Origin of the sequence: Flavobacterium sp. LHD-85, from assembly GCF_030929595.1 — a bacterium.
GTDB lineage: Bacteria > Bacteroidota > Bacteroidia > Flavobacteriales > Flavobacteriaceae > Flavobacterium.
In genome coordinates, this window is record NZ_JAVFVR010000014.1 from 26552 (window position 1) to 39935 (window position 13384).

Here is a 13384-nt window from a genome sequence, read left to right on the forward strand (position 1 = left end):
TTTGAGGTTTTAAAAACCTTGTTTTTTTCACAATTACATAAAATAGTTCAGTTATAAAAACTGACAAATTCATTTCAAAATCAATACTGTTTATCAGTTTTTGATCAAGCATTTTTTTGCCTAATGCTTTCCAAATTACAAACAAGAATTAAATAAATAATTTAATTAAACAATAAAAAAATGCCAACACCGACCACGCAAAAGTATTACCCTTCCTTGTCGACTGTAGTAAGTCTGGATGATTTTCCAGATGCTTTAGGCTTCATTAAAGATGGGATTCAACAAATATTTGACAAAGTATATATTAAAGATTTCCAGGCTAGCATTAGCCCAAGAGGAGAATCTGGTTTCTACGGCTTGTCTATTGTTTCAAAAGAACGATTACAGTTTCAAATACCAGGAACAGAAATGTTCTTAATTCTTAATCCGGACAATACCGATTCATCTATTTCATCTTTTCCCGTTACTGTAGAATATCAGTGGCTAATTTTATCTTATTTGAGAAGTTTCAATCTTCAAAATTTCTCTTATTCTCCGAGAGAATTCTTCGAACTTGGATTGCAAATTTTAAACACGTCTGAAGAAGAAGTTGTAACCTTAATCATTAACAATTTTGTTTCTCCAAAAAGTGACAATCTAACAAAAGTTGAACAGTTTGTAAATGATATGAATTCCAAATTTGGATTAAATATTCCTGTTCCTACTTCAGATAACAAACCTAGAGAATTGGTTTTAGCTATTAAAAATCAATTCACTGATGAGGCTTCAATTGCAGCATTTTTGCTGTATCTTTTAGATGAATCAAGTGTTTCAAATTCTATTTCGAATGTAAAAAACTTCTTTAAGAGTTTGATTCCTGATGATATTGACAGCTATATCAAAAATATCATTACTCCAAAAGCCCGAGTAACATTAGAATTAAGTGCCGCTATCGAGTTTCCAAATTCTTATTTGAAACCTGTAACCAAAGAAGGCAATCCTTACACTGACCCTTCAAATCCTAATCCTAAATCACAATTTAGATTTGCACAAGCTTTATTACAAGCTGATACTCAAGAAGGAATTGGCTATCAGTTTGAACTAGGAGGATCTCTAGGCCCTTCTAAATATGCAATGATTGGTAACACCGGAATGATTCTGGAGTTAGACACTTTAAAACTCGATTTAAGCAAAAAAACAAATATTCCGGAAGCTACTGCAGATGGCAGACCCAATGACTTTGTGGGAGTTTATGCCCGTGCTGTATCTGTAACTTTACCTTCAAAATGGTTTCATGATTACACGAAAGAAGGACAAGGAAGCACAAGCACAACATTAAGAATTGGCGCATCTGATCTATTGATTGGAACAGGGGGAATTTCTGGAGATATTTACTTGGAAACAGTTCCTGTATCTACTGGTATTTTTAGTTATTTCGGTGATAAATTCGATTTTCAGTACCCTCTTTCCATGTTACAAAGAAACGAAGAAACGGATGTTGTTGAAATCACACAAATTGCCGATTACAATGAATTGCTTGATTATTTGCAAGAATTTAGTGCTACGAGCAGCCTGCCATATCCTTTCAGTTATCCTTTAACATTAACCACTAAGTCTACATTAGTATCTTCAGAAGTTAGCCCTTCTACTATTTATACTTTTAAGAATGCTAAAGAATATCAAGCATTTTTATCAAAACTTGTAACAGATAATACACTTTGGAAGAGAATTGGTAATCCTAATCGTGGGTTTGAAATTGGTTTCAACAAATTTGATATTTCTTTCAAACAAAACAAGGTTATTGGGTCTAACATCAAAGGACAATTAATTATCAATAAATTAAAAAATCCTGACGGAAGTTCTTTTCATGCAACATTGGAAGGACACTTATATGACGACGGTGACTTCAATCTAACTGCATCTTTTGACAAAGCAAGTGAACCTAAGGCCAATCTATTTGGTTTGGTAAACTTTGATTTTCACAGTTTTGAACTTGGAAAACAAGATGACGATTATTATGTAGGAACGTCTTGTTATGTGTCTTTCCCACAAGGAACATTAATGAACAAATTGGCTAAAGGCCAAGGTTTTGATGTTGAAAAACTTCGTATTTACAGTGATGGAAACATTGAAGTTGAAGGTGGTTCTATTCCAATTCCGATTAATTTATCAGTGAATCTTGGACCGGTTCAAATGGCGGTAAGCAACATCAACTTTGGTTCAACTCAAATTAATGGACATAAATACAACTTCTGGGGATTTGATGGTGCCATCAGTGTCAATCCGCTTGGATTAGATGCTCGTGGTGAGGGTATTAAATACTATTACAGCACCGAAGAAGGATTCAAAGATTCTTTCATCAGAATCCAGACTATCGAAGTCGATTTGATGATTCCCGGAACAGCTTCAGAAGAGTCTGCTATGGCTATCATTCATGGTATGATTTCGTTACCTCAGCCAGGAGAATCACAAGAATTCATGGGAGAGGTTTCATTAAAGTTACCAAAAGCAAAAATTACAGGAAGCGTAGGAATGCGTTTTGCGCCTAAATACCCTGCATTCTTAGTTGATGCAGGCATTGAATTGCCTACAGGTATTCCGCTTGGGTTTCTTTCAATCACAGGTTTCAGAGGTTTATTAGGATTTAGATATGTGGCTACCAAAAAAGCGGCTGGATTAACAACCGAAAATTCTTGGTACGAATTCTATAAACATCCAAAAGCCGGAATCAATATTAGAAAATTCAGCGGACCACCAGATTCTATGCAATATGACTCGCCTTTTTCTATTGGAGCTGGTGCAACGTTTGAATCAACAGGCGGAACTATTTTAAACATGCGAGCCATGTTATTGCTTTCTCTACCTACTCTATTTTATATTGAGGCAGGATTAAATGTTCTTGGCGATAAATTAGGTCCTATTGAAAAAGATCAAAGTACTCCCCCATTCTTTGCAATGGTTGCCTTTGGAGATAATTCGTTGGAACTAGCTGCCGGAGCAGATTTTCAAATGCCAAAAGATGGCGGACAGATTATTCAGTTGCATGCTTTATTAGAAGCTGGATTTTTCTTTAAAAATCAGAAGCCTTGGTACATTAATCTTGGTTCTAAAAAAGATCCTATTACAGCTAGAATCCTGACTTTATTTACAGCTAAAGCATTTCTGATGCTTTCGGCTCAAGGAATTGAAGCCGGAGCACGATTAGACTTTAAACTCGAGAAAAGCTTTGGACCGGCAAAAGTCAAATTATGGGCTTACTTAGAAATGGGCGGTAAAATTTCGTTCAAACGTCCACAAATGGGTGGTTACATTAGTGCTGGTGGAGGAATTCAGATTAAAATCTGGATCATTAATGTTGAAATTGTTTTAGACACCATATTCTCTGTAGAATCGTTTAAACCATTCTTGATTTATGCAAAATTAGAATTAAGTGTACGTGTTAAGCTTGGCTTCGTTAGAGTGCGTAAAAATTTCAAAATAGAACTGCAATGGGATATCAACAGAATTGTAGATCGTACGCCTTACAGTCCGCTCCCTAAAGGTACATACGGAGATGCTAATGACAACAGAACTGCCGATTCTGTCAAAGGAGTCCACATGCTTACAAATGAAGCTTTCTTGCTTGATTATTTTGATCAAATGCCTAGTACAACTGCCATTAATAAAGTGATTCCGCTAGATACTTTTATCGATATTAAGATGACTAAAGGAGTTTTACCAAACAATAGTCTTTCTAAAATAATTGGTGGATACACAGCTGATGCAAAAAATTACACTGATTTAATGCCTCCTGAAGCAACATCAAAAGCAGGTAGAAAACTTCGTCAAGTGAAACATCAATATTCAATTGAATCGATTGAATTACTTTCTGCGAATGGAGATTCTTGGGAGACTTATCATCCTTTTAAAGCAGTTGTAAATTTAGCATCCAGAGATCTTGTAAAAGATTTGCCTTGGGCACAATGGCAAAAAGTAATTGATCAATACGATAGCATTCGTGTATTGGCAACTAATCCATTTTCATACTTAAGTGCGGGAGAACCTGGCTGGCATGTTCCGGAACAATTCGGAATCACACCTTCTAAGTTATTCTGTGTCTCTGATAGCATTGAAGCAGAATATGTCAACTTTAAAAATAAAAAAATAGGAAAACGTTATTATGTACCTACTCAATATGAAGCAGATAGAATCAATGGTCTCTTCTTTAAACTCGTTGGTGAAACTCCTGAAATCGTGGATGGCAAGCTTTCTGGCGGAGATTTTATGAGCATTTCTGGAGAAAGCAACCCTTTTGGTTTTAGAAGATCACTATCCTTCAAAAATTATGATAAACTGGAAATTATTTTCCCTGAATCTGCTATCGAACCAACTTTAAAACTTACAACTCAAGCAAAAACAGTAAACATTACTGCCTTTACTTCAGTTTTAGATGAGGGTGCTAAATTACCTCGATATGAAAAAGTTAAAATCTGCAAAGCTAAAAATTCGCCAGCTTTATATGAGATCCCTTATACTAAAGCTGAGCTGAGATCACCAATAACTTTATTTGACGAAAATGGCGATGTTTTATTGAAAAAGAAAATTGATAAGATTGTTATCAGCCCTGTGGCTGCAAATGCTGACGCTATTTTAGATGTTAGAAATCAAATTGCGGCATTATTTAATGATATGTACGCTTCTGCTGATGGAGAATTTATTGTATCAGAACCAAGCAATATAACTGAATACAATCGTTTAATGACGTTATTGGCTGAATTAAAAGCTGAAGCAGGTAACGATAATCCAACTGGAACTTCTGAGCCATTGACATTTACTCGTTTTTATGGATATAACGGAAGATCTCTTTTTGCCTTTGATAAAGTTTTCAAATACAATGACACTTATTTGGTTTCATTTCATCCAACGCCAAAAACTACTGTAATCGCACAAATTGATGCGAAAGGAAATCTATTGAGAGAGCGTTTATTGAATGGTTTGGTAACGTCGATGCAAGTCGTAAATAATAATTTATTACTTACTCAAGCTCTAGATGCAACGCAATGCAAAGGAATTGGAGAAGCTGTTGTTGATGACACTTTTATAGTAGGCTGCGTAGCTCCTGCTGCGACAACTGCCATTATCGAACTAGATTCTGAATTAAACAGAAACTCCGGAATGCAGTATATGAATACGTATTCTGAAGGTTTCAACAAGCTTATTTCATTGCCAAATAATGAATTACTTTGGATTAATGCTTTAGAAGACGGAACTCAAATTAACTGGGTTAACGGCACAGATCGTTCTCTTTTACGCCGAATAAAAATAGACGAAGTGGCCATCAAAGTTCTTCAGCACAATAGTACTGATTTCAGTTTGATTGTTAAAAACAAAAAAGTCATTCGTTTCAGCATCAATGCAAGTACAAGAACAATTACAATAACAGATACAAAACTAGTTTCAGAATCCTCAATTTCTGAAATCACAGATGCAGTAATTGCAAACGACAAAGTCTTGCTTACGGTTAAATTGACAAACGGAAAATTCGGATTGGCTCAAATTAATGGAACTGCTATTACAGTTGTCAAAAACGATGTCATTTTTGATTCTGTGGTTTATTTATCTAATAATACTTTGACTGACAATTCTGTTATTGCCTACAATGAGAAATATTTGTTTGTATTTAATACTTCTTTAAACCTTACAAGATTAATTGAAAGAGGAAGTGCAAATGATAAGGCCTCTATTATTAATATTCAAAATGAGCCTTCGACGAATGAGATTCTAATGCTTTCTTCGAAACAAAATGAAAAAGGAATTTATTTCTCTTTATTTAATGATCAATTTGACAACTGTTCTTTATATCCAAAAGAAACTGTTTCTGTTGTTTCGTCTGCAGCTGCTTTAACAGATTCGACTGCAACTCACACAGACTTAGGCAGCACTGATAAAGCGGTTTATATAAGAGGAACAAAATCTTCAAATTTATTGACGATCAATGCTCTTATCTGTTCTGCTGGAGGAGATTCGGATGATGATAATGAAGTAAACTACTCTACTTCTATTCAAGAAATTGGATGGCTAACTAGGGAAAGCGCAATGCACAATCTAACTATTCCAGGTTCTGATGCTGTAATTGCAGATAATAAAGCAATGGAAGCTGCGATTCAAAATACCGTTCAACCAATTTGGAGACCGAATTCAACTTATTGCTTAAAATTTACTCTTGCTGATAGAGTGGATGATAAAGACACAACTAAGTTCGATTACTATTATGGTTTCAAAACATTAGGACCTGTAGGACACTACCCTGTTCCAGATCCTGTAGTTCCTCCGGGACAAACAGTTGTAAAAAATGAATTAACCGATTTATCTAAATCGCCATTGACTTCATTGAGACAGTATTTAGATTACAACCGTTCTTATCCAAATGCCGATGGAAGTTTATTATTATCAAAACCTTCATTCTACGGAAATGAGCAATGTAAGATAACAATGTTCTTCAAGAATCCTTATGTGTATCATATGCTTAAAGAATGGAATGCTTACGACAGCAGAGCAAAAATTGATGGCGCTTTAAACCTTATTATTAAAGATCCTTTAAACGATGTTCTTATTAAGTACCCATTGCCAACAGAAACAACGCCATATCCTAAACCGGAGGTTAATATTGATCCATGGGTTAATGACAACGATCCTAGAATTCCTTTAAATATTCAAATGTTACAAAACATGATTAAAGGAAGTACTGACAAAATAAAATGTAAAATTACAATTGGAGATGCTTTAAAACCGAAATCGTACGGATATGAGGTCAAATTAACCGACTTAAAACCTTCTAAATTATATACTGTTTTAGCGAAAAACTATTTCGATAAAAGTCAAAACAATCAAATCGAAGATTCAGAAAATATATTGGTGCATCAATTTGGTTTCCAAACCTCTCGATACAGAGATTTTGCTGAGCAAGTAAACAGTTATGAACTTGACCAAACCGAATCAAGAAAAGCTTTATTTAATGTCCCATTAAGTTTAAACCAAGATCAGATTATATCTTTAAACAATGTTGTTTTTGGACTTAACGATACTCTAAGTAATTCTTTAGCATTAAAATATCAGCATTTATTTGATCGTGCTATCGAAGGAATTTTAAAAATGTCTCCTCTGGATCCAGCTCAATCTACAGAAGTTAATAAAATTATCAATACAAATACTGGTGACATTGTTGCGCTTTTGGTTCGTAATCCAGAGCCATTCAATATTCCTAAAATTCCATTAGAAGAAATTAAAAATACAATTTCAGTAGTTGATAATGCTGGTGTAGCGAAAGCAAACTATCAAGTATTGCATTCTAAAGATTATGCCCAGGTATTAATTATGAATGACAGTAAAAAAATTACTGATCAAAATTTAAATATCAAGTTCGAATACAGAATGTGGAATAATAACGGATCTGTTGAAGCGCATTCAACGCCATTAACCGTTCGCGCTGCTGAGCCGGTAACTTTAACTATTGAAAATATAAATCTTTAAAAAACAATAAAAATGAGTTCTATAAATCTTCAAGAAAGCCAATCCACAGGTTGCGAAACGTACATCGCTATCGTTGTCGATGAGTCGGGTTCGATAAATGGTAATGAAGCGCAGCAAATACGAGATGGGCTAACTTCATTTATCAATTCTCAAGCTCAAAGCAAAATTACGCTTTCATTAATCGGAATGTCTAATAGCGACAGCAACTCAAGATCAGAACATGTTATTCAAAAAAGAATTTCGGGAAATACTTCCAGTTTTTTAAGTTGGATTAATGGTTTTGGTTCAAGATCGGCCGATCCTCAATCTGATCACTGGGCTTCTGGTTTAGAAGTTGTAAACAGTTTGACTGTAATTCCAGATGTTGTCGTTGTTGTTACAGATGGTTTACAGGTCAATGATACCAATTTGCTGAAAAATTTATATCAAAATCTGGATGATAAGTCACATATTTTTGTTTACGGTGTTACAAGCACCGTAAACAATGCTGCTGAATTGGTTACTCCTATTACTACCTTTTTAGGAAAAACTCCTGTACTAAAAAACAGTGGTCTTTCTATTCTAAATACAGACTATATCAGAGTTCCTGATTTTAGCACTTTAGGAGCTGAATTAAATCAGTTAAGCAGTGATCTATCTGGTGCACAAATTGGATGTTTACCTAATGTGAGTATTATTCAAAATAAATTAGTTTATCCTGTTTTAAAGAAAGGTCTAGCTGTACACGAAAGCGCCGGAACTTTCGTTCTAAGAAATAAAAGCCGTGTTCCTCTTACTCTGCCTGCAGGAATAAGAATCCACAATGCAAGCAGTCTTGGTGGATTGATTTTCAGACTTCAAGAAAATGTCGTTATACCTGGTTTAGCGAGCGTAGAAGCAAAAATCCGAATTGACGGAACACCTTCTGCAATGGAAAGCCACAATGCTTTAATTGTTCTACCGGGCGTTTACAATCCAAGCAATTTTAAAATCAGTTTTACTGTAACCAAAGAGGTTTATATTGTTGATATTAATTCAGGCAAAACTGCTTTGCAATCTACAAGTTTGCAGATCGCGGCAGCAGGTTCTAAAGGTATCGATAGCACAAAAGGAATCCATCTTCGTTGGCTTTTGGCTGGAGAATTGGGAGCAAACCACCTTCCGAAAGGGGATTTATATACTGGCGCTACTAATAATTTTAATAAACCTAATGATTTCGTAAAATTATACCGAGCACCTTACGCTAAAGTTGTCCATAAATTGGATTTAACGAAAAAACCTCAAACTGTTGATCGCAATAAAGCATTATGGGTTTATAAAACTCCTGCTCTGCAAAGATCAATCTATGTTTATTTCAAAAACAAAGCAAAGTATCTTTTAACATATGCTAGCATTAATCCGATGACAGATCCATCTGGTTTTATTGAAGCTTATGGAAATGAGATTATTGAGATTGAAAATAAAAGCGAATTATTTTTTGCAGCCGAACTTAAATTTAGTTCTGCGGATAGCTCTAGTACTGTTAAATTAGAAACGTTATCTGTAGCTGAAAATAGCATTGTTGCACCTAAAAGAGTTACAAATCGTAAAACTTATCCTTCAGCACAGGTTAATGCAATTCGCGTGATTACCGAAAATGGAAAAAGCATTCGTTTTAAAGCGAATAAATGTCTGTTAAGAGAAATCAATTTTGAATTTTATGGAGATTTTATCCAAAATGCAAATACAAATGGCAATTGGGATTTAAAAGGAAAATATGCTTTAACGACTACTGACAGTAAGGCATTTGAACAATTAGAACCAAAACTAAATGCTGTTCACGGAAAATGGTTAAAATTTAATGACGGAGAATATGTAAACGTAAAAAACTATAAAGACAAATGGAATCTTCCTAAAGGTGAAGATGATAAAAACATTAAACAGGTTGTTGAAAGTTACATCGATCTAAGTCTTGACGGTACAAATCCTACTGCAGTAGAAACGGTTAAATTTCAAAACAATATTCCTGCCAACGAACCTGCACCGGGCGAAGAAGCAAAATTTGAAGAAAATACAACTGAAATATCTAATCTGGATTTATTGAACATTGCTGCAAATGATTTTCATATTGCCAGAATGTTAGGTTTAGGATGCATCGATATTGATGAAACAGTTCTTTCTGGTGAATATATCTATCTAACAGAGTATGTTACTTTTAAGAATTTAGAAGGTGGTACAACTCCAAAAGAAGTACAGCATCTTTCTATGAGTATTCCAACTTCTGTAAACACAGAACGTTTGCCTCTTCCTGTACAATTAAGCAAATATTTGCCAGGCCTTAATGCAGGTTCTGATGAAGATGATCAATCGGCAAAAATTACAGATCCTAATGGATATAGTTTTGATGGAAAGAAAAGATATGTGAGTTTGTTTATGAATGACATCGCTGATTACAGTGTAAATACAGCTTTCTTTGATTCTACTGACGAATTTGACGGAAGTTCTTTTACATTCCCAATCTATGCAGGAGTCGATTATAAGTTTAAAGGTGAGTTGAATTGGCAAAAACCCGAATTAGCTTGTGACACAGCCTATTCTAACGTCACTAAAGACTTAGGAACTGGTTCTTTTGAGCCTTCTCCTATCATTATTCCTGAATCTGGAAAATCATTTTTGAATGTTCGCCAAGAAAAAACAGGCTTACAAACGTATGTATATCAAGGTTATGGCATTAATATTTTCTCGAGAGCAACATCTGGAAGACAATTAGAAATTACTTCTGAAATTAAGCCAAACAATACGCTATTGCCTCCATCTGGAATTAATTCTTTACTGATTACAGAAGAAAATCCGTTGATGTTTACTTCGATGAGTGAGCAGATTAAACTGAAAGCACTTTTAGATAATGAGTCAATAACTGATAAGACTTACATCCGACTTCTTTTTGAATATTACTCTGCTCAGGAATTATTAAGTTACAGCATTCCAGATGGAATGACTAAAGAAGACGCTTTACTTTCTGATAAAATTTATCCAGATAATGAAGAGCTGTTTGCTGATTATTTTAAACTTTATTTTAGAGATAGTCTTCCTCAAATTGAACATGCAAAAATTGCAAACATTACCGATAGTTCGTCAAATGAACTTACATCAATTATTAGAATTACCGAATACAAAATTCTAAGTAGCGGCGAAGACATTAAAATTAACTTAACCGATGCCAATAAGGATAGATTTATTGGTGGTGTTTTAACCGTTGGCGATCAAAACTATATCATTCAGAATATTAATGTTGTCATTACAGCAGGAAAATTTGAATATGCAGATGTCGAAGTACTTAAAAAAGAAGTAAGCGAAAGCCTGCTTTCAGACGGAGACGCAACAATCGATTCTGAACAGATTAAGCAAATCAAAAAACCAGTTAACGAATTATGTTCATTGGTTGAGAATATGCTAACACCTGAAAACTGGCGTCAGCCAAGTCCAATTGGTCTGCAAGTTCAATTGCCACAAGTTTTAAAAACGGTACATAGAGAGATTGTTTTACAAAAAGACAGCCAAGGAAATGATACTTTACAGGTCGAAAAAACGCGTGGAATTTGGAATGATAAAGTAGAAATTAAAAAAGTTCTGGAGAAAGCTTTTCAAGTCGACGAAAAAGGAGAATATATACTAGATGATGATGAAAATCCAATTCCGCTTCCAGAAGAAGAGAAAAAACATTTTGGTTTATATGAACTTACTTTCAAAGGATTAAAATTAGCGCAACACCCGCAATACAACGCCAACAATGAACATTCAGTTGAATGGGCAAATGGAACTGTGCGCTTGTTTACTAAAAGCTGTTTTGATGGCTCCAATCCTATTCCTGTAAAATCTAGAAAAGAATTTAAAGTTGTACGTGCAGACAATATCGGAACAGACCAGGATTTAGTGTTAATTATCAATGATCCTAATTTTAAAATTAAAAAAGACGGAACCCAAGAAATGGATCCGACTTATGATCATATTATTCTTGAAGCGGATGAGCACAACAGCCCAAAAGAGCAAAAAGTAAATTATTACCCAAGTTACAAAGTATATCTTTTTGCTGATCCTTCAAACGGAATTACAGCAGCAAACATTCAGCCACGAGAAGGAGAAAGTACACACTATTCAATTTTCGGAATTAGAAGCTATTCTAATGCTTATGATTATGATTCTAAAATTAGTGTTCCAACTCCAATGTATGCAGTTAGAATTGAAAAACCTGTAAAACCTGAGGATGTAAAAGGAGCTTTATATGCCACAAGACCCGATTTTTTCAACAGATCAACATATACATTTACAACTAGATATACGCACAAACCTTACGGAATGTTGCATTACAGAGCAAATGATCAGGCTTTGTTAGATGCTTTGTATAAAACGGAAACAATTGCCAGAATTAGGGAAGAATTGAGTAAACTAGGTGGTAATAATGAAAAGTTTTTCGCTAATAGATGGGAAAATTTCTTAGATCTTGAAGGATTAATAAAAACGAATAATGTTCTGAATCCGACTGATTTACTTGGACCTGAAGATCAGCCAGATATACTGCCTCCAAGACAACCATTGCATTATACAGAATTTCCTCTTGATGGTGATCCACTGCTTAGATATCGTTTCCCTGCTCCAGATAGCGAACTTTTTATTGCTTCCATTAATGAATTTATTGAATGGCACAATACGTCACACCCTACAACAAAGGCTCCAAAAATTACTGTTCTTAATACTTTAAATGATATTATAATTTCTACAAAACATGGAATTGAAAGAAATCTATTAGCAATACATTTTATAGAACAAGTTATTCACGCCACTTTTGTGCCACTTACTGAAGTTCCTGTTATTTACGAATATATTAAGGATAACGATTATGTACCCGTTAATAAAAAGCAAACCATTAAGGATAAGAATGGAAATATTTTAAAATATCCGCATCCTGATTTAGATATTGCGCCAATGATGAAAATCACAGATGCAGCGCTATTCAAAACGCAGTTTACAGATTTTAATCTAGACGGAAATTCTCAAAACATTTATTTCTACGGTGTTCGCGAAATGGATATTAAAATGAATTTCAGCGAGTTCAGTACTTTCTTAGGGCCGGTAAAACTAGTTCCTTCCAGCCCACCGCAAACACCAGAGATTAAGAGAATTATGCCTGTTTTAGAAAATCAGGTTTTAGGAATCAAGCCTTCTATTCAAATCGAATTAAATACTTACAAACCGGAATACAACATCAGAAAAATAAATATCTATCGTGCAAAAAATATGTTGGATGCACAATCTATTAGAACGATGACTCCTGTCAAAGAAATCTTGATTGATGAAAATACTTTATCTACTGATTTTGATAGTGTTTGGACGGTTTATGATGAATTTGAAGATTTAGAAACCGTTCCTTTTGGAGATGGCCTTTTTTACAGAATTACGGTTTCAAGAGAAATTGAATATGCTGATCCGAGTTCGACTGATCTTAACCCTATTATTAATATTGATTATACGCCATCTCAACCATCAAAAATTACTGCCACAGTGATTGCCGACACTATCGCTCCAGAATCTCCTGTATTAACAGCTTCTGGGGAATTAACAGGAGCAAATGAATCAGTCTTGAAACCTATTGTTTTCAGTTGGGAGAAAACGGTTCATAATGGTAAGTATCATTTATATAAAATGAATAATCAAGGGAACTGGGATAAAATTCAAGAGAAAATTTCTAATGAAAACATCGTGACATTGGCTTTACTGGAAACCAAATTAGAAACCGACGAATTAACTATTAAAAATGGTGATGATGAAAGAATCTACCATCATTTCAAAGTACTTGCCGAAAACTCTTCGGGCATGTACAGTAGTGAAGAAAAAATTCTAACCCTATAAATTCAAAAAATGAATCCCAACGAAATTATTT

At 34.5% G+C, this 13384-nt stretch carries 2 protein-coding genes; both read left to right on the forward strand.

Annotation, left to right across the window (positions count from 1 at the left end):
* Positions 1-180 precede the first annotated feature (180 nt).
* Entirely contained in the window at positions 181-7488 is a 7308-nt protein-coding gene (locus tag RB618_RS19015) for a hypothetical protein (protein ID WP_308070207.1), read from the forward strand.
* A gap of 12 nt (positions 7489-7500) precedes the next feature.
* Entirely contained in the window at positions 7501-13353 is a 5853-nt protein-coding gene (locus RB618_RS19020) for a VWA domain-containing protein (protein ID WP_308070208.1), read from the forward strand.
* Positions 13354-13384: the final 31 nt, after the last annotated feature.